This is a genomic window from Pseudoalteromonas sp. S8-8, assembly GCF_000497875.1.
Classification (GTDB): domain Bacteria; phylum Pseudomonadota; class Gammaproteobacteria; order Enterobacterales; family Alteromonadaceae; genus Pseudoalteromonas; species Pseudoalteromonas arctica.
Map to the genome: position 1 here is coordinate 25,757 of NZ_AUTR01000001.1, position 24,409 is coordinate 50,165.

The 24,409-nt window shown below is 38.3% G+C and carries 23 protein-coding genes, 2 tRNA genes and 1 pseudogene (1 of these 26 only partly in view); 16 read left to right on the forward strand and 10 right to left on the reverse strand.

Annotated elements, in window-relative coordinates; all coding sequences use genetic code 11:
• A pseudogene (gene mnmA / locus L659_RS01000000122825) lies at positions 1 to 1,002 on the reverse strand (tRNA 2-thiouridine(34) synthase MnmA) (it extends 103 nt beyond the left edge of the window).
• Between the two features lie 360 nt (positions 1,003 to 1,362).
• Here mnmA and L659_RS0100130 point away from each other — a divergent pair.
• On the forward strand, positions 1,363 to 2,634 hold the full coding sequence (locus tag L659_RS0100130; protein ID WP_024589172.1) for a sensor domain-containing diguanylate cyclase: 1,272 nt from the start codon (positions 1,363 to 1,365) through the stop codon (positions 2,632 to 2,634).
• A gap of 45 nt (positions 2,635 to 2,679) precedes the next feature.
• On the opposite strand, the gene L659_RS0100135 is transcribed toward L659_RS0100130, so the two are convergent.
• The 7 genes from L659_RS0100135 to L659_RS0100165 are packed head-to-tail and all read right to left on the reverse strand — an operon-like array spanning position 2,680 to position 5,819.
• Positions 2,680 to 3,117, reverse strand: a complete 438-nt coding sequence (locus L659_RS0100135; RefSeq protein WP_024589173.1) for an NUDIX hydrolase — start codon at positions 3,115 to 3,117, stop codon at positions 2,680 to 2,682.
• A complete protein-coding gene (locus tag L659_RS0100140; RefSeq protein WP_007580204.1) occupies positions 3,110 to 3,796 on the reverse strand; it encodes a pseudouridine synthase in 687 nt (228 codons plus the stop codon). Before L659_RS0100140 ends, L659_RS0100135 begins: the two co-directional genes overlap by 8 nt.
• Positions 3,796 to 4,125 (reverse strand): TusE/DsrC/DsvC family sulfur relay protein, encoded by a 330-nt coding sequence (locus tag L659_RS0100145; RefSeq protein ID WP_024589174.1) that lies wholly within the window; start codon positions 4,123 to 4,125, stop codon positions 3,796 to 3,798. Before L659_RS0100145 ends, L659_RS0100140 begins: the two co-directional genes overlap by 1 nt.
• A 3-nt stretch (positions 4,126 to 4,128) precedes the next feature.
• A complete protein-coding gene (locus tag L659_RS0100150) occupies positions 4,129 to 4,395 on the reverse strand; it encodes a DsrH/TusB family sulfur metabolism protein (RefSeq protein ID WP_024589175.1) in 267 nt (88 codons plus the stop codon).
• A complete protein-coding gene (gene tusC, locus L659_RS0100155) occupies positions 4,392 to 4,748 on the reverse strand; it encodes a sulfurtransferase complex subunit TusC (RefSeq protein WP_007580210.1) in 357 nt (118 codons plus the stop codon). The genes L659_RS0100150 and tusC overlap by 4 nt, the downstream gene beginning before the upstream one ends.
• Positions 4,745 to 5,098, reverse strand: coding sequence for a sulfurtransferase complex subunit TusD (gene tusD, locus L659_RS0100160; protein ID WP_024589176.1), 354 nt, complete (start codon positions 5,096 to 5,098; stop codon positions 4,745 to 4,747). Before tusD ends, tusC begins: the two co-directional genes overlap by 4 nt.
• Before the next feature lie 55 nt (positions 5,099 to 5,153).
• Positions 5,154 to 5,819, reverse strand: coding sequence for a Bax inhibitor-1/YccA family protein (locus L659_RS0100165; protein ID WP_007580214.1), 666 nt, complete (start codon positions 5,817 to 5,819; stop codon positions 5,154 to 5,156).
• Positions 5,820 to 6,070: 251 nt separating this feature from the next.
• On the opposite strand from L659_RS0100165, the gene L659_RS0100170 reads away from it, so the two are divergent.
• Together L659_RS0100170 and L659_RS0100175 are read left to right on the forward strand one after the other, a co-directional pair.
• Positions 6,071 to 6,161, forward strand: a tRNA-Ser gene (locus L659_RS0100170).
• 83 nt (positions 6,162 to 6,244) lie between these two features.
• A tRNA-Ser gene (locus L659_RS0100175) sits at positions 6,245 to 6,335 on the forward strand.
• A 222-nt stretch (positions 6,336 to 6,557) separates the two neighbouring features.
• Here L659_RS0100175 and L659_RS1000000123870 read toward each other — a convergent pair.
• Together L659_RS1000000123870 and L659_RS0100185 are read right to left on the reverse strand one after the other, a co-directional pair.
• Positions 6,558 to 6,800 (reverse strand): hypothetical protein, encoded by a 243-nt coding sequence (locus L659_RS1000000123870; RefSeq protein ID WP_231388417.1) that lies wholly within the window; start codon positions 6,798 to 6,800, stop codon positions 6,558 to 6,560.
• 478 nt (positions 6,801 to 7,278) lie between these two features.
• Positions 7,279 to 7,464 (reverse strand): hypothetical protein, encoded by a 186-nt coding sequence (locus tag L659_RS0100185; RefSeq protein ID WP_024589178.1) that lies wholly within the window; start codon positions 7,462 to 7,464, stop codon positions 7,279 to 7,281.
• A 173-nt stretch (positions 7,465 to 7,637) separates the two neighbouring features.
• Between L659_RS0100185 and L659_RS0100190 the strand changes: the two genes are divergently transcribed.
• The 13 genes from L659_RS0100190 to L659_RS0100250 all read left to right on the forward strand — a co-directional run bounded on the left by L659_RS0100190 (position 7,638) and on the right by L659_RS0100250 (position 24,354).
• A complete protein-coding gene (locus L659_RS0100190) occupies positions 7,638 to 8,423 on the forward strand; it encodes a PRC-barrel domain containing protein (RefSeq protein WP_024589179.1) in 786 nt (261 codons plus the stop codon).
• Positions 8,424 to 8,710: 287 nt separating this feature from the next.
• Complete coding sequence (locus tag L659_RS0100195; RefSeq protein ID WP_024589180.1) at positions 8,711 to 9,118, forward strand: hypothetical protein; 408 nt, start codon at positions 8,711 to 8,713, stop codon at positions 9,116 to 9,118.
• A 100-nt stretch (positions 9,119 to 9,218) separates the two neighbouring features.
• Positions 9,219 to 9,677 (forward strand): GAF domain-containing protein, encoded by a 459-nt coding sequence (locus tag L659_RS0100200; RefSeq protein ID WP_024589181.1) that lies wholly within the window; start codon positions 9,219 to 9,221, stop codon positions 9,675 to 9,677.
• Positions 9,677 to 9,955 (forward strand): hypothetical protein, encoded by a 279-nt coding sequence (locus L659_RS0100205; protein ID WP_002961910.1) that lies wholly within the window; start codon positions 9,677 to 9,679, stop codon positions 9,953 to 9,955. Before L659_RS0100200 ends, L659_RS0100205 begins: the two co-directional genes overlap by 1 nt.
• A 15-nt stretch (positions 9,956 to 9,970) precedes the next feature.
• Positions 9,971 to 10,621: an RNA chaperone ProQ gene (proQ, locus tag L659_RS0100210; RefSeq protein ID WP_007586916.1), complete on the forward strand. Its 651-nt coding sequence runs from the start codon at positions 9,971 to 9,973 to the stop codon at positions 10,619 to 10,621.
• Between the two features lie 26 nt (positions 10,622 to 10,647).
• Positions 10,648 to 12,672, forward strand: coding sequence for a carboxy terminal-processing peptidase (prc, locus tag L659_RS0100215; protein WP_024589182.1), 2,025 nt, complete (start codon positions 10,648 to 10,650; stop codon positions 12,670 to 12,672).
• A 181-nt stretch (positions 12,673 to 12,853) separates the two neighbouring features.
• Positions 12,854 to 14,317: a Na+/H+ antiporter NhaC gene (gene nhaC / locus L659_RS0100220; RefSeq protein WP_007586912.1), complete on the forward strand. Its 1,464-nt coding sequence runs from the start codon at positions 12,854 to 12,856 to the stop codon at positions 14,315 to 14,317.
• A 47-nt stretch (positions 14,318 to 14,364) separates the two neighbouring features.
• On the forward strand, positions 14,365 to 16,959 hold the full coding sequence (pepN, locus tag L659_RS0100225) for an aminopeptidase N (protein WP_024589183.1): 2,595 nt from the start codon (positions 14,365 to 14,367) through the stop codon (positions 16,957 to 16,959).
• The gene (locus L659_RS0100230; protein ID WP_024589184.1) at positions 16,960 to 17,181 is read left to right on the forward strand and encodes a DUF2835 family protein; all 222 of its coding nucleotides are present in this window, start codon (positions 16,960 to 16,962) and stop codon (positions 17,179 to 17,181) included.
• A 252-nt stretch (positions 17,182 to 17,433) separates the two neighbouring features.
• Positions 17,434 to 19,533 carry a DUF1302 domain-containing protein gene (locus L659_RS0100235; RefSeq protein WP_024589185.1) on the forward strand — a complete coding sequence of 700 codons (2,100 nt, stop codon included), beginning with the start codon at positions 17,434 to 17,436 and terminating at the stop codon, positions 19,531 to 19,533.
• 13 nt (positions 19,534 to 19,546) lie between these two features.
• The gene (locus L659_RS0100240; protein ID WP_024589186.1) at positions 19,547 to 20,911 is read left to right on the forward strand and encodes a DUF1329 domain-containing protein; all 1,365 of its coding nucleotides are present in this window, start codon (positions 19,547 to 19,549) and stop codon (positions 20,909 to 20,911) included.
• A gap of 126 nt (positions 20,912 to 21,037) precedes the next feature.
• Complete coding sequence (locus L659_RS0100245) at positions 21,038 to 22,033, forward strand: WD40/YVTN/BNR-like repeat-containing protein (protein WP_024589187.1); 996 nt, start codon at positions 21,038 to 21,040, stop codon at positions 22,031 to 22,033.
• On the forward strand, positions 22,033 to 24,354 hold the full coding sequence (locus L659_RS0100250; protein WP_024589188.1) for an efflux RND transporter permease subunit: 2,322 nt from the start codon (positions 22,033 to 22,035) through the stop codon (positions 24,352 to 24,354). The genes L659_RS0100245 and L659_RS0100250 overlap by 1 nt, the downstream gene beginning before the upstream one ends.
• Positions 24,355 to 24,409: the final 55 nt, after the last annotated feature.

Genomic DNA, 24,409 nt, shown 5'->3' on the forward strand with positions numbered 1-24,409 from the left:
GAACAATACGCGGGCCATGCCGTCTTCACCTACAAGTAGGGTACAGCTTAAGTCTTCTTGGCGGTAACGCGTTTTTACTGTGCAGCGAGTTGTGCCTTTAGGGCCAATACGGTCTACCCAGTGAAGTTGGTTTGCGTTAAGACCGTTGCTGTATAGGCGAGGGTGATCTTTACCTTGGCCCACAATAAGTACATTTCGCTCAAGGTCTTTATCTACTACGTACCAAGGCTCACCAGAACCTTCTTTCATTCCACCAATTAACAAGCCTTTGCGTTGTCCAAGTGTGTGGTACATTAAGCCTTCGTGTTCGCCTACGTTATTACCGTCTGTGTCTTCGATAACGCCAGGTTGTGCTGGTAAGAACTTTTGTAAAAAGTCTTTAAATTTACGCTCACCAATAAAGCAGATACCTGTACTGTCTTTTTTATCGTGAGTGATTAGGTCTTGTTCTTCTGCTATGCGGCGTACTTCTGGTTTTTCGATATCGCCTACAGGGAATAACGTTTGGCCAATATGTTCATGGCTTAGAGTATATAAGAAGTAGCTTTGATCTTTATTGTTATCAAGTCCGCGACACATTACGTATTTGTCATCGCGAAGCTCGCGGCGAACATAGTGACCCGTTGCAATAAAGTCAGCACCTAGTGCTTGAGCAGCAAATTCTAAAAAGGCTTTAAATTTAATTTCTTTGTTACACATTATATCTGGGTTAGGTGTACGACCTGCTTTGTATTCAGCTAAAAAGTACTCAAATACGTTGTCCCAGTATTCTGCTGCAAAGTTTACTGTGTGAAGTTCAATGCCTAACTTATCACACACTGCTTGTGCATCTTTTAAGTCATCAGCGGCAGCACAGTATTCATCATTGTCGTCTTCTTCCCAGTTCTTCATAAACAGGCCTTCTACTTGGTAGCCCTGTTGTTGTAATAAATATGCAGATACAGAAGAATCAACACCGCCGGACATGCCAACAATGACTTTAATGTGACTATTTTCGCTCATGAATAATTTCGCTTATACAGATTGCTGTTAACTTGGAAAGGCCGCGATTATAGCATGTATTTTGTTTGTGCTTAAAGAGACTAAGGGCGCAAAGAGGGGAATTAGTCAGTATTTTATTTATATAACAAATAGCAAACTAGACTTAAGCGCGTTATCAGGCTGTAACTTTAGTAATATTAAAGTGATCTTTACTAATAAATTAAGACTATAGAATAATTCATGTAGTTATTAAGTTTTATTAATAGTATTTTCTTTTAAAACTACTAGAGTAAATATACACTTAATAAAATAAAAATAGTGGTGAGTATATGAATGTAAACCACTTTAAGTCGCTTGATATATAGTCAATGGAATGAATATATGAATTATGCCTATCAAATAAACAAGATAAATTCTTTAGTTGAACACTACACACGCAAATCTGATTTTGTGGATAGTGAATTACTCTCCAGTAAAACGACAGAGTTTAAAAAGTCAGCCTATCACCTTTTTTATGAGTTAATAAAACTCAAAAACCCTCATATTTACCAAGAACCAAACCATGTACATGAGTTATTTAGCTTAATAAAGGGTTCAACCTTTAAAAAGAACATTGAGCTAAAGGTGCTGGAGCATGTGGAGCACTGGTGGCTTGAATGGTATTTCGCTTTAGAAATGGACGAAAAGCTTAGTATTGAAAAAAGTGATATGCCAATGAGTTACTTACCTCAAAGTACACTCAACCCTATGCGCAAACATGAGATAAGTCACTACGCTAGGTTATTTACCGTTTTGCCAATGCCGGTATGTAATGTGTGTGCCAAGACGGGCGATATTTTGAAAGTTAATCAACGTTTTGTAGATGTTTTTGGTTATACAGTAGAGGATGTACCTAATCTTAAATCGTGGTGGGAAAAAGCGTATCCAGATCCGCAATACAGAGCACTTGCAAAAGAGCTGTGGCAAGACTCACTTGAAAAAGCGCTGAATAATAATAACGATATACCCGCAAATAACTATCGTGTGTCTTGTCATGATGGCTCACAAGTGATGATGGAGATATCAGGGATTGATATAGGTGAAGAGTTCTTAGCTGTTTTTAATGATGCTACAGAGCGTTTAGAGGCAGAGGATATACTCAGAGATATGGCCTTTTTAGATGCATTAACCAAAATCGCAAATAGGCGTCGGTTTGATGAAAAACTAACGCATGAGTACGAACGAGCAAAAGAATGCGAAGGCATGCTATCGATGATTATTATCGATATTGACCATTTTAAACAATTTAATGACCGGTATGGGCATGTAGCGGGCGATACGTGTTTATATGATGTGGCTCAAACAATTGCTTCAACGGTTAGTCGCCCAGAAGATTTTGTTGCTCGCTATGGGGGAGAGGAGTTTGTTGTTTTATTACCTCAAACCGATAGGCAAGGGGCGTTGTTTATAGCTGAGCAAATACAAAAAGCTGTAGAAAACTTAGCTATTGCACACCAGGATAGCTTTACCGGATTTTTATCTATAAGTATGGGTATTAATACCATCAGTGACTATACAAATAGTGATGAAATCAGCTTTGTAAAGGCTGCTGATAACGCCCTGTACTATGCTAAAAAACAAGGGCGTAACTGCATAGCGCTAAGCTCAGAGTAAATAAAACAAAGTTAATTATTTTATTTAAGCTACTCCCCAATATAGCTAATTATAAATAGTTTCTAGGCTTAACGCTGGTCGATTCAGGCTGTCGTTAATACACTTCAATACTAAAGGGCTTCTAAGCGGTAGTGATTTTATTTGCTCTAATGTATACCAGTTAGCGCTGATAATGTCGGTATCTATTGGCGTTGCCGCTTTTATATTATCAGGCGCTTCAAATAAAAAGCAGAATCGTAAATAGTGCACTCCATTTTCGGCATGCAAATTATACACACCTAAAAAGCCGACTGGCCCAAGCGCTAAGCCTGTTTCTTCAAGTAGTTCTCTGCTTGCAGCTTGTGCAAGCGTTTCGTTTTGCTCTAAATGACCCGCAGGTTGATTGTAACAAACCTGCTGTGTAAATTTATCGCGCTCTTTTACAAGTAAAAACTCATTTTGCTTTTTTACTATTGCCGCAACTGTTACATGCGGTTTATGCATCAACTACGCCCTTAATTACTTTGTATTCACCACAATTAATATCATCCAAGGTATAGTTGCCAATGCTATAACGAATGAGGCGAAGTGTAGGGTGTCCAATATGCGCGGTCATTCGGCGAACTTGTCTGTTTTTACCCTCGTTAATGGTAATACTTAACCAAGTAGTCGGGATTGCTTTTCGCTCGCGTACAGGCGGATTACGAGTCCAAATTGTAGGCTCATCAATTATTTTAACGTTAGCGGGGAGTGTAAGCCCGTCTTTAAGTTCTACGCCATTACATAAATCATTAATTGATTCACTTGTTGGTTCACCTTCAACTTGTGCCCAGTATGTTTTATTCGTTTTTTTATCAGGTGCAGTTAAGGTGTTTTGCAATTTTCCACAGTTTGTTAAAAGTAATAAACCTTCACTGTCTCTGTCTAATCTTCCTGCTGCGTAAACTTCTTTAATAGGTATAAACTCAGCGAGAGTTTTTCTGTCTGCGTCATCTGTAAATTGGCACAGCACATCAAATGGTTTATTGAATAACACAATTTTTCTGTCTTTAGATGCTATTTGCGGCTTTATTTCTCTTTTACCTGAAGGCGTTTTGTTAAGTGCACTGCGAGAATAAGTACGCCCTGTACTTCTTTTTGGCTTGGATTCAGTTACTTGATTATTACCTGATTTAGATCTCATTATATGCACCTAGCTGGTTTTGGTAATCCGGCGATTTTTGTTGCTTGCTTAGCAGGGCCTTTAGGGAATAATTTATATAAATAAAGGCTGTTTCCTTTGTCTTCACCGAGTGCTTTAGCCATTGCTTTTACAAGCATCCGAATTGCTGGACTGGTGTTATATTCAATATAAAAATCACGAACAAAGTTAATGACTTCCCAGTGTTGAACGCTAAGCGTGATGTTTTCTTGGATAGCAATTACAGGTGCAAGCTCCTTTGACCACAAAGTATGGTCAAGCAAGTAGCCTTGTTTGTCGGTTTCAACCTGTTGGTTGTTAAATTCAAGCATGAGTTACCACGTAATTGATTGATTAGTTGATAAAGTGAGTGCTACAAAGTCTTCATAGCTAATGGCTTTATCGTTATCTGTTAATTTTATTGCACGTACTTGCGCGTCTTGTTCAAGTATTAACAGTGTATCTGCAAATTGCCTAAATTGTTTTTTTGCAAAGCAGGCATCACCAACAAGTAGCACGTTATCGGTTGATAAAATTAAGTTCTCTAGCTGATTTGCCGAATAATAGTTAAGCGGCTTAGAAAAAATATGTAATGTACTCATAAATTCACCACATGTTGCTGCGCTTTAATTAATGTTTGTTGTTGGCTAAAGTTGAGTGCTTTTGCCTCTATGAGTAAATCATGCTTATTTAAACCATAATCAAGCAATGACTTTTCACACACGTAGATGTTTTCAACATCATAGATTTCGAGTGTTTTAATGTTTTTAAAAAAATCTTTTAAGCCAATATTGTTTGGTTGTTGATGCTTTTTTAAAGCCAAAACGGCAGGGCCGCTAAACAACCAACTTACATTTTGGTCAACGGCAGCAAATATCAATGTCATATCAAGTGCATCACGAATATTTAAATCGTCAAATGGACTGCACTGACTCATTACTAATACGTTTATCATTTAAATTGCACCCATTTATCAGCGTCGCTTGCAAGCATTGCAAATTCAGCTAACCCTGCAACTGCAAATACACCTGTGTTTTTAATATCTAACCCGCGTTTTTCAGCGGCGGTAACACACAGCATTAAATTTAGTTTTTGATCGGCGAGTTGCTGCCAAAGTGCTGAAATTTGAAGTTCGTCTGAGGATAAATCAAAGTGGGTAGATGCTTGATAAATACCTTGCTGGTATAAAAAAATAGCATCAATGGTGTGCCCTTGGGCTAAACATGCATTCGCAAACTTAACAATGCGTTGCGTGGTATCGTGATCGGATGGTGGTGTATGTAATGAAAGAACAAAACGTGACAAAACAATTCCAATAAAAAAGCCCCAATTAAGGGGCTATTTTAACAGAACTATTTAATTAGTCATCACTTGCGCCAAGTAGAGCAAGTAAAGACGTAAATAAGTTATATACGCTTAGGTATAAAGACACTGTTGCGCGAATGTAGTTGGTTTCGCCGCCGTTAATGATTCGGCTTGTATCGAATAAAATCAAGCCAGACATGATCAATACAACTGCCGCATTAAGCACCATAAACATAAGTGAACTGCCAACAAAAATATTAACAATGCTAGCTACAATCACAACGATTAAGCCAACCGTTAAAAAGCCACCCATGAATGAGAAGTCTTTTTTAGTGTTCAGTGCATAAGCAGATAAACCAAAAAAGATAAGCGCCGTAGAACCTAACGCTTGCATAATAAGCATTGGGCCATTAGGCATTGCAGCATAATGGTTAAGCAATGGACCTAAGCCTGCCCCCATTAAACCTGTGAAAGCAAACACCCAAAATACACCAGATGCTGTATCTGCTTTTTTATTTACAACAAATAATAAACCGAACGAAACAAGTGTAAACACAATTCCCATAAAGTAAGGTAATTGTAGTGCCATTGAAATACCGGCTGTAACAGCACTGAACGCAAGTGTCATAGCTAGTAAAAAGTAGGTGTTTTTAAGTACCTTGTTTGTTTCAATGGTAGACATTACCGGTTTCGCGGTATTGTACGATTGATTAAACGCCATTGTAGAGCTCCTTTAAGTGAAACGTGTGTGTTTCGATAATTTAACTAAAATTAGATTACCAACTCTTATATGTTTGGGCAAACCTTTGTAGATCAATAGAGTTAAATATTTAAATAAAAGAGTATTGACGGCTAAATTAAAAACACTTTGTTCTAACTTTAGACAAATTAATTGTTTTTTAAGCACTTAAACAATTAATTTAAAAAAAAGCTTCACAAAAGGGATGGGTTTCCCTATTATGCAGGCCGTGCGGAGAGATGGCAGAGTGGTCGAATGCACCGGTCTTGAAAACCGGCATGGGTTTATAGCCCATCTAGGGTTCAAATCCCTATCTCTCCACCACTTATTTAATAAGTGTGTGGTAATTAAAGTATCATTCATTTAAATAGTTATTAGTACACTCTTACTTTTAACTTAGCAGTATCGGAGAGATGGCAGAGTGGTCGAATGCACCGGTCTTGAAAACCGGCATGGGTTTATAGCCCATCTAGGGTTCAAATCCCTATCTCTCCACCATATAACAAAATAGCCCGCTAATTTAGCGGGCTTTTTTGTGTTCAAAAAAAGTACTGCACTTGCTCATGCTTGAGATTCATTCTAAAACTCAAAAGAGAACATATCGTTTAATTGAAATGTTATACCAATTCGCATAAGTATTTAAGCAATTCAACGAATTAAATCACGCGCTAAACTACTGAACGATTTTATTTGATACGTTAATGGTCAGTAGTGGAGTTGTTAGCTTCTTGCGAGGCTCTGCAAGGCATTGGTGATCTCATTCATTCGGATTGTTGTAACTTTACCATGAACCTGCGATATCAGATCACCGTTCTTATCCAAAACAACAATGACTGCTTCATCACTATCTGAGGGCACACCTAACGCTTCTTCCATGACCTGTGAGTTCAGAATCCAAGTTTGATCGTGGTAGCGTTGCGGTACTTTTTCTTTTGCCCGACCAATGGCATCCTCTTCCGACATAAAGAATGGTAAATTGACAGCTAGGACGTCCCGAATCCGATATTTATCATGATCGATTTTTGAACGTAATGTGTTAACCCACTCCCGAGTAGATTTTGCGGCATTACGAGACGGCGTAAGTATGAGTGTTGTCGCTGTAAACGACGGCCATGGTCCATCGCCTGCAAAAGCGGACGGCCCGCATAGTGTTAGTATCGCAATAAGCGGGAGCTTAAAAATAAGTTTAAATGTTGAGTGGTAAAGTGTTTTGGGCTTTATTGGTCTGGGCATTATAGTATTCCTCAGGTCAGTGGTGGGGCGCAAAATATCAGAGCAAGCAAAATTCAAACACATAAGCAGTAATATTCAGAACAGACTCTTTTTCAAATTATCTTAGCTCTCAGATCCAATAAGCAAACAGCAAATATACAATAAGCGATTGCAGAGATTTCATCTGTTTGCATTCGAACTTTTAGCTAGCTTGGTAGGTCGTTGTAATTTATTCATTGTTGATATTATCAAGCGCTTGGCGAACTTCATTCACAATTAAATTTTTTGCCAATTTTTCATCGATATCGGGCACATCCCAGCCAAAAATAGTGCGATATTTCTCAATCAAATTACTGACGTCTTCAATAATATCGTTGCGATGGGCTGCTAACTCTAGTTTTTCTATTTTAGCCATATTCAATTCACCTTAAAATGTATAGATAAATCTAGATTAGCCTTGTATTCATGCTACTTCGGTGCGATAGCGAACAGATTGAATGAGAATATTGCTGCAAGCTTTTAAATATAAACTCTATTAACAAAACAATGATTTATTGTTTGCCATCTTTAACTTGGAGCAAATACGTCATGTTACATACTCTGAATGATTTAAAAAATTTAGCCATTGATGCATCGGATGGAGATATTGGGCTTACCAAAGATTTTTATTTTGATGATAAACACTGGGTGATCAGATATTTGGTGGTTGAAACTGGCACTTGGCTATTGAGCAAAAAAATATTACTTTCACCTATATCAATTAAAAAGTTGAATCAGAAACCACAGACGCTCACTGTTACAATTTCAAGAAAACAAGTTAAAAATTGCCCTGATATGGATAGCGAAAAGCCAGTTTCTAGGCAGTATGAGCTAGAATACATGCGATATTATGGTTACTCACATTATTGGGATAACACTGATATTTTGGGAGGTGATCCCGGCCCTAATATGATGTCACCTGGTAATTATAGTGTCGCACCAAAGCCTGATAACTTAGATGCACCAGATAATTTCGCAGATGTTGATGCTGCATTATCTCAAGATAATGATCATCATCTACGCAGTAGTAATGCAGTAACGGGTTACAAACTTGATGTCATAGACGGTGATCTAGGTCACTTACAAGGTATGTTGATAGATACCGACACCTGGGAAATTCGTTATTTGATTATTAACACCAGTAATTGGTGGTTGGGTCATCTGGTTTTGATTGCTCCCAAATGGATTAAAGAGGTGAGTTGGCCTACTTCTAAAATTTATGTTGATATGACGCAGCAGCAAGTGAAAGATGCCCCCACTTTTGACCCCTCAGTGCCTTTTAATCTAGAACATGAACAAAATTTGCAAACTCATTATGGTTGTAATGTTGAATAACAATATTACCTTTAAATGAGGTCTTTGATTGGTTTGTTTACGTCATTAAATAAGTATTCTTGTAGTAAGTCGTTTAATTCAACTATTTAATTCGAGAGTGTTGGTTCAAATCCCGACCTCTCGATCCATTAACAAAAAAGTCTAGTGCTTGTCTTTATTAAATTACCTAGCTTATATATTGTATGTTTTATCATCATAAGTTACGACCATAGTCTCTATTTCTAAGCTTTAGATCTTGGTGCATGCTTAATGCATTAAAATTTATACTCTGTATTAAGGATTATTAGATGAAACATCAACTCGCAAAAAGCGTCGCGCTTTCATTATTGTCCCCGGTAATTATTGGCAGCTTGTTAGGATTGTATTATGCACTAACGCTACAGGGTGATTTCTTATCCGTATTTTTTCAACTGTTGATGACTGCTATCTCAAATGCACATATTGTAGGCTTAACAATGGCGGCCTTTGTTGTGCCAGGGTATTTACTAATGTTTAAGTATTCTAAAGTTAATTATTCAGGTGTATTAACGCTTGGTTTGTTAGGTGGCGCTATATTTAGTTACTTATTAAGTGCCTCAACTGGCGAGATATTTTTGATTAATAGTGTTATGTCAGCATTTGCAGCTGGACTGTTTTTATTTGGTCTTCGTAAATCGGTAAAAAATAATCGCAGCATTATTGACCAAGCACGCTGATAAACGGTGCGATTTCCTTTTTTTTACCTCCAAAAGGTTCCAATTTTTCACGACAAAGAGTACCTTTAGCTACTGTATGTTTAATAAGAAGTAGTTTGGTATGCAAAAGCACGATTTTTACCAGTCATTAGTTAAGCAAACTGAATCGCTGATAGCTGGTGAATCTAATGTAATTGCCAATTTGGCAAACATAAGCGCGCTGTTATTTACCTCTTTAGAAGATGTAAATTGGGCGGGCTTTTACTTTATGGATTCTCCTACTGAATTAGTACTTGGTCCGTTTCAGGGTAATCCTGCATGCATCCGTATTCTCGTTGGGAAAGGGGTATGTGGGACAGCTGCGGCAACCGCAGAAACACAATTAATTGAAGATGTTCACGCTTTTGACGGCCATATAGCCTGCGATGCAGCGTCTAACTCTGAAGTAGTTGTACCTATCATGAAACATGGTAAAGTATTCGCAGTACTAGACATTGATAGTCCAAGTATTGGTCGATTTGATGCTGATGATAAAGCTGGTCTTGAAGCATTAGTGAAATGCTTAGAGGCGAGCCTGTAATGAAAGATTTGCTAAATGTTCAAGACTACCTATTTGCTGTGCAAGATGTTGGCGACTGGGAAGGCGAAGAAGAACATGTAGCGGAAACGCTCAATGATTTAATTCATATTGCATGGGATCGTCTACCAGATGATTCAGAATGTGAATTTATTGATGAAACAATTAATGGTATTTGGGAACACCTTCGAGGTGATATGGCTGTAATAGAAGCCGATTTCGAAGAGTTGGTCGACTGGGTAACACACTACGTCGATTCGTCCCTTGATGAAAAGATGTGAAAAATAGGTTCTAAAATGGAAACCACAAACAAGCTAAAAGATATTAATGAAGTGTTGGAATTTTTATATCAAGAATTCCCACAATGTTTTAAACAAAAAGATGGCATCAAGCCGCTTAAAGTAGGTATTTTTAAAGATATTGCTGAGCGTATTGAAGGGTCTGAAAAAGTAAGTAAGACTCAAGTTCGTCAAGCGCTTAGAAAGTACACGTCTAACTGGCGTTATTTAGAAGCTGTGACAAAGTCAGAGTTTCGTATTGATCTTGATGGTAATCAAGGTGAAAAAGTTGAGCAAGAGCATATCGACCATGCACAAAAAGCATTGGAAGAAAGCCGCGCTAAAATGGCAAAACGCAAAAAACAACAGCGTCCTCGCCAAGATTCTGATTCTAAATCTTTCAAGAAAAAACCAGCTCATGCTAGCAAAGCAGGCGATAAAAACGCACCTGCGGCTAACAAACCTGCTAAAGCAGCGCCAGTTAAACGTTCAGGAAAAATTGAACCTTTACCAGCAACTGAGGTCAAGGTTAATAATAAGGTTAAGGTTAAACTTGGCCAAGCACTTGTAAATGCAGTAATCACTGAAGTGAACAAAGATGACGTTCATGTTGAATTAGTGACAGGTATGCAAGTTAAAACCAAAGCTGACAGCTTATACATCGTTTAAGTTGTAAATAAATTAAGGAGTTGTGTATGAGTAAAAAGTTTACGCTCATTCCGTTAGTTGCTGCCCTGTTTTCAGGTTCATTATTTGCTGCTGTAGAAGCCGTTACAATTGACGATTTACCCCAGCTTAAGCAAGAGAGTCAACATGGTACTGCTAGCAAACGAGTGGCTAGCTTATTTGCTCGTTCACACTATACACCGGTTCGATTTAACGATGAGCTTTCTAGTAAAGTGTACGATCGTTATATCGAATCCCTTGATTTTAACAAAAGCGTTTTCTTAGCCAGCGATATCGCTTCTTTTGAGCAATATCGTGATGACTTTGATAACGCTATTACTACCGGTAAATTAGACTTTACGTTTGATATTTTTAACTTAAGTCTTAAACGCCGTTTTGAACGTTATGAGTATTCACTTACTTTACTTGAAAAAGAAATGACGTTTGATAAAGAAGATGAATACTTTTTTGACCGTGAAGATTCAGCATGGCCTGTGTCGCAAGCTGAGCTTGATGAAATTTGGCGTGAGCGTGTAAAGTACGACGCACTGCGTTTAAAAATGACGGGTAAAGATTGGGAAGGCATTAAAGAAGTGCTGACCAAACGCTATAAAAATGCAGAAAAACGTTTAGTACAATCTAATTCAGAAGATGCTTTTCAAATTGTTATGAATTCGCTAGCACGCAGTATTGAGGCGCATACGTCTTATTTATCGCCACGTCGAGCAGAGCAATTCAAAATGGATATGGACTTAGAGCTTGAGGGCATTGGTGCCGTACTAAGCCCTGATGAAGACTACACTGTTATTCGCAGCTTAGTGCCGGGAGGCCCTGCAGATAAAACAGATCAAATTAAAGCTGATGACCGCATTATTGGTGTTGCCCAAGATGGCGAAGAATTTGTAGACGTAATTGGCTGGCGTTTAGATGACGTAGTTGATTTAATTAAAGGTCCTAAAGGGACTAAAGTACGTCTACAGTATTTAAAAGGTGTTGACGCTCACGGCGCACCTAAAGTTGTTGAAATCACTCGTGATAAAATTCGACTTGAAGATAGAGCGGCTAAATCAGAAGTATTTGAAGCCAAATACTCTGATTTAACAAGTAAAGTTGGAGTGATTGAAATTCCAGGCTTTTACAATAATCTTTCGAAAGATGTAAAAGTTGAACTGGCTAAGCTTAAAGAAGAAAAAGTTGATGGTATTATTATCGACTTACGTCAAAATGGTGGTGGTTCTTTATATGAAGCAACACAACTGTCTGGTTTGTTTTTTGACCAAGGTCCAGTGGTTCAAATTCATACCTTAAATAACCGTATTGAAGAGCAAAAAGATCGCGATGGTATAACTTATTACGATGGTCCTTTAACTGTTTTAGTTGATCGTTACAGTGCCTCTGCTTCTGAAATATTTGCAGCAGCTATGCAAGATTACGGTCGTGCGGTTATTATTGGCGAACAAACTTTTGGTAAGGGTACTGTGCAGCAGCACAAAGGCTTAGGCCGCGCTTACGATTTATACGATAATGCGCTGGGTAGTGTGCAGTATACAATTGCTAAGTTTTATCGTATTAACGGTGGTAGTACGCAACATAAAGGTGTGATCCCTGATATTTCGTTTCCATCAGCAATTGACCCTGCAGAGTGGGGCGAAAGTAAGCAAGATAATGCACTTCCTTGGGATAGCATTGTTAAAGCGAAATACAAAAAACTAGGTAATTTAACACCTATTATTACGTACCTTGAGAAACAACACGAAGTACGAATAAAATCAGAACCAGAATTTGGTTATATATTTAATGACATTACCTTATACAACGAAGAGAAAGACCGTAAAACTATCTCTTTAGTTGAAGCTACGCGTATTAAAGAAAAAGATGAAGGTGAAGCACGTGCACTTGTACGTACTAACGAACGTCTTAAGCGTTTAGGTAAAGATCCGGTAGAAAACTTAGACGATTTACCTGAAGTAATTGAAGAGCTTGACCCATTTTTGGAAGAAGCTGCATTAATTACTCAAGATTATATTAATTATGGTCGTATAGCTAAGAAGTAGCAACTGGTTTTACCTCTATAAAAAAGGCGCTTTAGCGCCTTTTTTACTACCTAAAATTTACTAAATTGTTATAATCCTTGATTACATAAAGTTGAGCTAGATTAATGACGCTCAATTAATGCGCTTTACGTGCTAAAAATAATAATTAAACACACAGTAAGTGTGTGTAGGAGTCTCTACTTTGAAGCTATTGGATGACAAACCAATCAAGCCCGCCTCGTTTTTTGATGCATTAATTCCTATCTCTGTATTAATTTGTTTACTTGGTGCTGCAGTTTACTTATTTGGTGATAACTCTTCATCAGGCCCTAACCAAATTGCACTTTTATTTGCTACTTTTGCAGCGGCTTTAATTGGGCTTAAAAACGGTTATACATGGAAAAAGTTAGAACAAGCCATGATTGAAGGTATAACGCTTTCGCTTGGCGCTATCCTAATTTTACTTATGGTAGGTGCGTTAATTGGCACTTGGCTACTTTCTGGAACTGTACCAACTTTAATTTATTATGGCTTGCAAGTTATAAATCCAAGTTGGTTTTATGCAGCGAGTTGTTTAATTTGTGGCATTGTAGCTATGAGTATTGGTAGTTCTTGGACTACTGCCGCTACGATAGGTGTTGCTTTATTAGGCGTTGCAACGGGTCTTGGGCTTGAGCAAACAGTTACAGCAGGCGCGGTTATATCTGGCGCGTACTTTGGCGATAAGCTAAGCCCGCTGTCAGAAACTACCAACTTAGCGCCAGCAGTTGTAGGTGCTGATTTATTTGAGCATATTCAACATATGCTGTGGACGACAGTCCCTAGTTTTGTAATTGCACTGATTATATTTATATTCATGGGCTTTAACGCAACTGCTTCAAGCGAAGCGGGGCGTATTGATGAAATAACGGCTATTTTACAGCAAAACTTTAATATTGGTTTTGAAATGCTAATCCCGCTAATTGTACTTTTAGTTTTAGCGATTAAAAAAATGCCGGCCTTTCCTGCTATCTCTATCGGTGCTGTTGTAGGCGCTGTTTGGGCCATGTTGTTTCAATCTGATTTAATTGCTAGCCAAATTGATGTTTCTCAAGGACAGCTAGTTGGCTATTTTAAGCTTGTTTGGACGACGTTTTTTGATGGTTTTAGCATAAGTACAGGCGATGACAAAATGGACTCCCTACTCAGCGGTGGCGGTATGTCCGGAATGCTTACAACCACATGGCTTATTATGACTGCACTGATGTTTGGTGCCATTATGGAAAAAACAGGCCTTTTGGATATTTTTGTTAAAAGCATACTTAAAATAGCTAAAAGTACGGGATCGTTAATTGCGGCAACAATAGCAACGTGTATTGGTACTAACGTGATAGCGGCCGATCAATATATTGCAATTGTTGTACCTGGTCGTATGTTTAAAGATGAATATGAAAAACGTGGTTTGAAGCCTGTTAACTTATCTCGTACATTGGAAGATGGCGGTACAATTACCAGCCCACTAATTCCATGGAACACTTGTGGCGCATATATGCAAAGCGTTTTACTAATAAATCCTTTTGATTATGCACTCTACGCTTTCTTTAATTTAATTAACCCTGTTTTAGCGGTGGTTTATGCCTACTTGGGTATTAAAATTTTACGTATTAAGCCAAAACAATCCGCCTAATTTTAAACAGCTCCTTTTAACTTAAAAGGAGCTGTTTTGGAGTATCTATGACTGAATCAAGTAAACCTCAAGCACAATATCTTAAAGACTATAAAGCTCCTGATTTTTTAATTGACCACACAGAGCTAACCTTTGACTTACAGCCATTATCAACCAAAGTAAGCTCTTTGCTAACGCTTACGCGTGTTGGTGATAAAAAAGCACCTTTAGTGCTTGATGGTATTGATTTACGCTTACTGTCTTTATCTATTGATACGGTTGATATAACTGATTATGAAATTATTGGCGAGCAGCTAATAATTAATAACCTACCGGATAGTTGCCAATTAAGTATTGTGACCGAGATATCGCCTGAGACGAATACTTCTCTAGAGGGTTTGTATTTATCTGGCGGTGCGTATTGTACACAGTGTGAAGCGCAGGGTTTTAGAAAGATCACCTATTACATGGATCGCCCTGATGTACTTGCCACGTTTGATGTAACTATTATTGCCGATAAAAAGTATCTACAACTTCTTTCTAATGGTAATCAAGTAGACAGTGGTGAAACACAAGATGGTCGTCATTTTGTGAAATGGCAAGACCCATTTAAAAAGCCGAGCTATTTATTTGCACTTGTAGCGGGCGATTTTGATGTTTTAAAAGATACGTACACGACTAAAAGCGGCAGAGATGTAGAATTAGCATTGTTTGTTGATAAAGGTAATTTATCTAAAACACCCCATGCTATTGCCTCACTCAAAAAGGCAATGCAGTGGGATGAAGAACGCTTTAATTTAGAGTATGACCTTGATATTTATATGATTGTAGCGGTCGATTTTTTCAACATGGGCGCGATGGAAAATAAAGGGCTAAACGTTTTTAATAGTAAATGCGTATTAGCCAATCAAGAAACAGCGACAGATAAAGACTACCATACGATTGAATCCATTGTAGGGCATGAGTACTTTCATAACTGGACAGGTAACCGAGTTACTTGTAGAGATTGGTTTCAGTTATCGCTAAAAGAAGGGTTAACTGTATTTAGAGACCAAGAGTTCAGTAGTGATTTAGGCTCTCGTGCACTTAACCGAATTGATGCGGTCAAAGTTATGCGTACGCATCAGTTTAGCGAAGATGCAGGCCCTATGGCTCACCCAATTCGCCCTGAGAAAGTTATTGAAATGAATAACTTTTATACAGTAACTGTATACGATAAAGGTGCTGAAGTTATCCGTATGATGCACACATTACTGGGTGAAACTAACTTTCAAAAAGGGATGACGCTTTACTTTGAGCGCCACGATGGGCAAGCAGTTACATGTGATGACTTTGTAAGTGCAATGAGCGATGCATCAGGTGTTAATTTAGAGCAATTTAAACAATGGTACAGCCAATCAGGTACACCGCGTTTAAATGCAATTCAAGAATTTGATAGCAGCTCAAATACATATACTTTGACAATCGAGCAAGCAGCGCCGGCTAATCAGCCAGAGAATAAACCGCTTCATATACCTTTTGCTATTGAACTACTTGATGCCAATGGGCAAAGTATTGCTCTGCAATATAAAGGTAAAAAGCTAGATCATGTACTTGATGTAACAAATACGACTCAAACATTTAGCTTTGACAATATTTTAGAAAAGCCTGTTGCGGTTTTACTCGAAGACTTTTCTGCTCCTTGTATTTTAAATCAGCAAACAACAGAGCCAGAACTATTGCATATTATGCGTTTTGCGCGCAGTGATTTTTCACGTTGGGATGCACAACAGCAGCTATTCGTTAAGGCGATTAAATCTCAAATCACCGATGCAACGAATAGCGTATTAAGCAGCGAAATTATAAATGCTCTACGTGTACTTATAAACACTAAAGAGGGCGATTTAGCTTTAATTGCAGAGCTGTTTAAATTGCCAAGTTTTGACACGTTAGCTGCTGAATTTGATGTAATACCTGTAGATGAGATTATTGAAATAACAGAAAAATTTGAGCAACAAATTGCTGATGAACTTGCTGATGAATTACTTAGTTGTTACAAATCTCTTGAAGATGATGGCAGTATAAGTGCAAGCTCCGTTGCGAATCGTGCCTTAAAGCAAATATGTCTGCACTACCTTGCTAAAACACAAAAACCTGAGGCTGTAACCTTTATTAAGGAAGCTGCAAGCTCGACTAATATGACTGATGTACTTGGTGCCCTAAGCGCTGTGGTAAAAGCTTCACACCCTTTTAGAGACGAGCTTTTGAGTCATTTTGATAGTCAGTGGCGTCATGATGTTTTAGTCATGGATAAGTGGTTTGCACTGCAAGCTATGCAATCAGGCAGTAATGCTATAGATGATATTAAGGCACTTTACGAACACCCGTGTTTTGATTTTTCAAATCCTAACCGTGTACGTGCACTTGTAGGAAGTTTTAGCCACTTTAATACAGCGCAATTTCATCGAGCAGACGCTCAAGGCTATGCGTTATTAGGTGATTTATTAATAAAACTTAATGCAATTAATCCACAAAATGCATCTCGTATGCTAACACCGTTTATGTCGTGGAAGCGTTACGATGATGTACGTTCACAAGCAATGAAACTGCAATTACAACGCTTAGCCAATTTAGATGGCCTAAGTGCTGACTTGTATGAAAAGGTTGAAAAAGCGCTCGCATAAATGATTGAGTATTATTTTACCTTAAGATTGAGCTATAACGAGTGCATGGATTACTACCATGGCCGTTTTAGCTCTTTACAAGTTATAGAAGATGGCGGTAAAACAATTCGTTTTGCTGCTACGCATTTGAGGCCCTTCATTTCGAGCTTGGGTGTACGTGGCCGTTTTAGACTCTTATTAACCCCCGAAAACAAGTTCATCCGCCTAGAGCGAGTGGCCTGACACTCGGTTTTTATGTTATATATACATAAAAATATTGTATTTTTGTTAATTTCAATTTGTCCTATTGTTAAATTACGTGTATAAATTATCTGGTACGACGTCTTACCAATACGTAAGCGTTAACCAGAATAAAAAGTATATGACAGATTAGAGCGAGTATTTGTAATTTCACTGATTCGCTTCTATCGTTATGATTACACTAAAAACAATAACTTGATCACACAAAATGACCCGCGACAGGGGGGAACCAAAATGATAAGAAGATCGCTTTTTGTTAAAAATAGAATCGCTATAGGTTTAGCAGCCGCTAGCTTAGGTTTATCTGCAGCAAGTACTCAAGCTGTAACATTTGAAGCTGGAGGTTTTGATATTACCTTCGATTCAACCTTTTCATATGGGCAAAGTGTTCGCGTAGAAGATAGAGACTTTAACCTAATTGGCAAAAGTAATAATCCAGCCTTTGATTGGACAGGATACAACCCAGCGCTAAACAACACTATTTACTCATCTCAAGATGTATGGGCTCAACCTGGGTCTTATTCAAATAACGGTGACGCGGGTAATTTAAATTTTGATAGTGGTGACTCATTCTCAAAACTATTGAAGGGCACACACGACCTTTCAATAAATAAAGATAACTACGGTTTGTTCACTCGCTTCATGTATTTTTATGACTTTGCTTTAATGGATGGTTATCACGCTTATTCAAATCCTACATCAGGGCAGGGTGTCGATCCATGTGACGATAAAGACACCAAAGCACAAAGTTGTGCCGACATACGTTTATTAGACGCGTTTGTATGGGCCGATTTTGATTTAAATGATGGTAATAACCCTTTATCTGTCCGTTTAGGCCAGCAAGTAGTTAACTGGGGTGAAAGTACGCTTATATCTCATGGTATTAACGTAAACCCAGTTGATATAGATCGATTAAAAGCACCTGGCGCTGAGCTAAAAGAAGCATTTATACCAATCGGTATGCTTTGGGCATCGCTCGGTATTACTGAGAACATTACGCTTGAAGGTTTCTACCAATATCAATGGCAAGAAACACGTTTACCAGCAGCAGGTACATACTTTTCTACTAATGACTTTGCAGCAGAAAATGGTTATCAGCAGAATGTTCAATTAGGCTTTACGTCTAATCCTGATATTGATGTTGCTTTTTTAACGGATAGTTTAAATAACCTAACATCTGATTTTGCATTAGCAGCATCTGCTCAAGGTATTGATCCTTCAAGTGCTGAAGGAAGCGCTTTATTAGCCCAAATGTATCTTGCTTACCCGACTAAGGTTGCGTTAAAAGGTAAAGGAGATAATGGTAAAAATGAACCTGAAGATGGCGGACAGTACGGTTTACGTTTAGGTATATTTTTACCTGAATTTAATGATACTGAAATTGCGTTATACCACGTGAACTACCATAGTCGTCGTCCACTTATATCTGGTCGTGTATCAAACTTTTCACAGGCAGCAATTGCTCAAGATTTAGCGATGATCATGACAACAGAAATTACGTCAGATAATGTTGCTGATTTAACGGCCTTCTCAAAAGCTGAAAACGACTACCCAGAAGATATTAAACTATATGGTTTAAGTTTTAACACAACTATTGGTGAAACAGCCTTTGCGGGTGAGTTTGCGTTTCGTCAAGATGAACCACTGCAAATTGATGACGTAGAGTTACTTTACACAGCTATGCCGGAGCAGTTAGCGCTTGCAGGTCTTCGTCCTGATTTTGCAGGTATTTCGCAAATGAGTTTTGGCGATGATATTAGCTCTGTTGGTGCGGGTGAAGTTGCTCAAGGCTATATTGAACGTGATACATCACAAATTCAATTCACGGCTACTCACTTATTTGGACCTTCATTAGGTGCTGATAGTTGGGCTGTTGTTGGTGAAGTGGGTGCTGTAAAAATTCATAACATGCCAGAATATGACGAAATGCGTTTAAATGTATCCGGTACTGGCCGTAGTGGCACAATTACAGGCCCAGGTACTACTGATTACTCAACGTTGCAACTTGGTTTATCAAATGGCGCTGAAGAAAAATCATTTGCTACTGCGTCTTCTTGGGGTTACCGCTTAATTGCTAAAGGTGACTATTTTAACCTTTACAAAGGTATTAACTTCTCTCCACGTTTTGTATTTTCTCATGACGTAAATGGTAATACACCAGACCCTATGTTCTTATTTATTGAAGACCGTAAATCTTTGGGTGCAACCATGAACTTTAACTACCAAAATGCGTGGTCACTTGATGTGAGCTATAACTCGTTTTGGGGCGGCGGCGATATTAATACTTTCTCGGATCGCGATTACGTTTCTTTTAACTTAAAATATTCTATTTAGGGGTAACATTATTATGATTAAAAAACCTACCCTCATCGCTACAGCTTTTTGTAGCTTGTTTGCAAGCAGCACAGCTTTAGCTAAATTAAACGCTGATGAAGTTGCTCAATTAGGTCAAAACTTAACGCCAATGGGCGCAGAAAAAGCAGCTAATGCTGATGGTTCTATTCCAGCATGGAATAACGGAATTACAACAGCCCCTGCAGGTTATGAAGCTGGTATGCATCACCTTGACCCATTTACAGCTGATAAAGTGCTTTTCACTATTGACAAAAGTAATATTGAAAAGTACAAAGCCAATTTAAGTCCGGGTCAAATTGCTTTATTTGAAGCATACCCAGACACATTTAAAATGCCAGTGTATGAAACACGTCGTTCTGCTTCTTACCCTCAGTTCGTGTATGATGCGACTAAAAAGTTTGCACCGACTGCTGAATTAATAGAAGGCGGTAACGGTATTAAAAATACAGCGATTGGTATTCCTTTCCCTATACCTAAAACGGGTTTAGAGGCAATTTGGAATCACTTATTACGTTACCGTGGCCAGTCTATTGAGCGTTTTGGTGGTCAAGCTGCACCGACTGCATCTGGTTCTTATAACTATGTTGGCTTTGATGAGCAGTTGTTAGTTAAATACTCAGACCCTAGTGCAACACCCGCAGAGCTGCAAGACTCAAATATTTTGTTTAAGTTTAAACAAAGCGTTACAGAGCCGGCTCGTTTAGCGGGTACTGCATTATTAGTTCATGAAACAATGGATCAAATACTAACGCCGCGCCAAGCATGGACCTACAACTCGGGACAACGTCGCGTTCGTCGTGCACCTAATGTTGCATATGATGCACCAGGCACAGCTGCAGATAGCCTGCGCACTACCGATGATTTTGATATGTTTAATGGCTCACCAAATCGTTACAACTGGACGCTAAAAGGTAAGCAAGAGTTATACATACCTTACAACAGCTATAAACTTCATAGCGATAAGCTAGAGTACGATGATATTTTAATGCCAGGCCATATTAACCCAGAACATACACGTTACGAAAAACACCGTGTTTGGGTTGTTGAAGCTAACTTAAAAGATGATACACGTCATATCTATAAAAAACGTGTGTTTTACATCGATGAAGATAGCTGGCAAGTACAGGTTACTGATATTTATGATAACCGCGACCAACTTTATCGTGTAGCAATGGCTTATGGCCTTAACTACTACGAAGTACCTACACAGTGGAGTACGCTTGAGGTTTATCATGATTTGAATTCTCGTCGTTATTTAGCAATTGGTTTAGATAACCAAGAAAAAATGTACGATTTTTCACAGTCATTTAACGATAACGAATTTACTTCAAGTGCTTTACGTCGCGCAGGTAGATAGTATTAAACTAGGCACTTAACAATTTGTTAAGTGCCTTTTCCTTTCTCATCGCGTTTGTCTTACAGCGCGCAACGCTTTCCCCAGTAAAAAGACAAACAACTCTCTCGTACAAGGCGATTAAAATTTATGAAGTATTTGGTATATGCCAGCCTGATAATAAGCGGTGCGAGTGTTGCACAAGAAGCCCCTAACAATGCAATCAGTGCAACAAATGCAGCTAAAACCTTACTCACCGACATAACCAACACAGGCAATGGTCTAATTGCAGTAGGTAAACACGGTACTGTTATTAAAAGTATCTCGGGTGATAAATGGCAACAAGCTGAGCTAGTCCCAACTCAAGTGCTATTAACTGCCGTTGATTTTAGTAATGAAAATAATGGATGGGCGTGTGGCCACGATGCAACAATAATAAATACTACTGACGGTGGTGTTAATTGGCAACTACAACAAGCACAACCAAAATTAGACAAACCATGTTTAGATATTCTATTTGAAGATGATTTAAAAGGTTTTGCAGTGGGCGCATATGGCATGTTTTATCAAACCACCGATGGTGGTAAACATTGGCAAAAACGCTTTTTAGATTCGCTATTATTTAGTGATGATCGTGATTACTTGAACGATTTAAAAGAAAATGACCCCGAAGGATACGAAGCCGAAACTGCTTCAATTTTACCGCACTTTAATCGAATCGAAAAAACAGATAATGGTTTAATGCTGGTTGGTGAGATGGGCTTGATGGCCAGAAGCATTGATGATGGTCAAACTTGGCAAAGGATAGAAGAAATTTATCCTGGCTCATTCTTTGCGGTTGCATCAGATAGCACACAAGAAATTGTGGCAGGGCTTCGAGGTAATGTTTTTGCAAAGCAAAATGGTGAACAGCAGTGGCAGCATTTCGAAAATGTTAAAACAGCGACGATCAACAACATCATTAATTATAATAACAAACAATGGCTTATGCTTGCCAACAGTGGCGTTATTTTTCATCTTCAAGATGGGTTACTCACCCATGAGCAGCTTGCTGACGGTAAAGCGATTCTTGATGGTGTAATTTTAGATAACAAACTAATCATGGCTACAGAAGATGGCATTAAAGTGAAGGAGTTAACCCCTTAATGCATAAACTACTCGATTTTATTGAAAAGGCGATTTTTAGACATCGCTTAATTATGCTTATAAGTTTTGCACTTATAACCTGTTTACTTGTATTCAAAGCGACTCAAATTCAATTAGATGCATCGTTTAATAAAAATATCCCGTTAAACCACGATTATATGAAAGTGTATACCAAGCATGAAAAGCAGTTTGGTGGTGCAAACAGTATTTTGATTTCAGTGTGTGATGACAGTGGTGATATATTTAATCCAGAGTTCTTTACTCAATTAAAAGCGGTTCACGATCAGCTTTATTTCATTCCTGGCGTAAATCGTCCATTAGTTAACTCAATATTTTCACCCAGTGCTCGTTTTGTTGAAGTAGTGGAGGATGGCTTTGCCGGTGGCCCAATTATTCCTGCTAACTTTAAAGCAGATAAGCGTGGTTTAGGTGTAGTAAAGGAAAACATTGAAAAAGCAAAAGTTGTAGGACGTATGATTGCCAGCGATTATTCGTGTGCAATGGTAACTGCTCAACTTTTAGAAACTGATCCTCAAACACAACAAAAATTAGACACATTAGCTTTTGCACAAAAGCTAGAAAGTGATTTAAGAGAGCCTTTAAGTACGGACAAAGTAAGTATTCATATTATTGGCTTTGCAAAAATGGCTGGTGATATAGCTGAAGGGGCAAAAGGGGTGGTTGTATTTTTTGTCATTGCTATCGCTTTTACCTTTATTATGGTCTGGCTATTTTGTGGCAGTTTAAAGCTGACTATTTTGCCTATCGCATGTTCCATTATTGCTGTTATTTGGCAATTAGGCCTGCTTTCAAGTTTAGGTTTTGGCCTTGATCCTATGTCTATTTTGGTACCGTTTTTAGTATTTGCTATTGGTGTAAGCCATGGTGTGCAGATGATCAATGCGATTGGCAAAAAAGTAGGTGAAGGAAAAAGTACGCGAATTTGTTGTCAGTCAAGTTTCAGGGCTTTATTAATACCTGGTGGTATTGCACTGCTTTCAGATACCGTAGGCTTTTTAACATTACTTACTATTGATATTGGTATTATCCGCGAACTTGCTATTACAGCGAGTTTAGGTGTGGCAGTAATTATATTTACAAATTTAATTTTGCTGCCAGTTTGGGCGTCGTACATGAACTTTGAAAACAGTGTACATATTCAATCTGGTGATGCTGAGAAGCCTAATATACTTGATAAGATCAGAGACATTTTAGTAAAAGCAACCGATCCTAAAATCGCTAAAATGATTATCGGTTTTACTCTTGTTTTATTTGCTCTAGGCTACTGGCAAGCAGATAAAATGCGTATAGGTGACTTACACGCAGGCGCACCATCTCTGCATCAAGATGCCCGTTACAACCAAGACACGTTTTTAATATCAGATAAGTACACTATCTCATCTGATATTTTAAAAGTAATTGTAGAGGCGTATCCTGCAGCATGTACTGAGCATGATGTGATGGAGCGTATAAGCCGTTTTCAATACAAAGTTGAGAATGTGGCCGGTGTGCAGTCTGCTGTAAGTTTGAGCTCTGTAGCTCAATCGGTTAACGCGGGCTACAACGAAGGCAATTTAAAATGGCAGAGTTTGCCAAGAAATTCAGCAAGCTTAGTACAGTCAACGTCTCGAGTTGAAACTAGTACAGGTTTACTTAACGGTGATTGTTCTGTTATGCCAGTGATTATATTCTTAGATGATCATAAAGCACAAACTATCGATACCGTAATTAAGAGTGTTAAGCAATTTGCACAAGAAGAGGGCACTGATAAATTAGCATTTAAATTAGCGTCAGGACCTGTGGGCGTAATGGCCGCGACTAATGAGTCTGTATCAGAAGCACAAATACCAATGATGCTTTACGTTTATGGTGCCGTTATTATTTTATGTTTAATGAGCTTTAGAAGCGTAAAAGCAACGATTGCTGTGGTATTGCCGCTTTATATCGTATCAACACTTGCACAAGCACTTATGGTGCAATTAGAAATAGGCTTAACCGTTTCTACTTTGCCAGTTATTGCTCTAGGAGTAGGTATTGGGGTCGATTACGGTATTTATATACTGTCGTCGATGATGGGGCAGCTTAAGCAAAATGTACCATTAAGTGTTGCTTATCGAAATGCGCTTGTTGAACGTGGAAGTGCGGTTCTATTTACCGGTATTACACTTGCGATTGGTGTGAGTACGTGGATATTCTCAGATCTTAAATTCCAAGTTGATATGGGTATACTGTTAACCTTCATGTTTTTAGTAAATATGTTAGGTGCAGTGTTGTTATTACCCGCTATTGGTAGCCTTCTCTGGACTGACCAGAAAAAATAATGTGAATAATTTTGCTCCAAAATGGCCTGTAAAGGCCATTTATATCTACAATTTG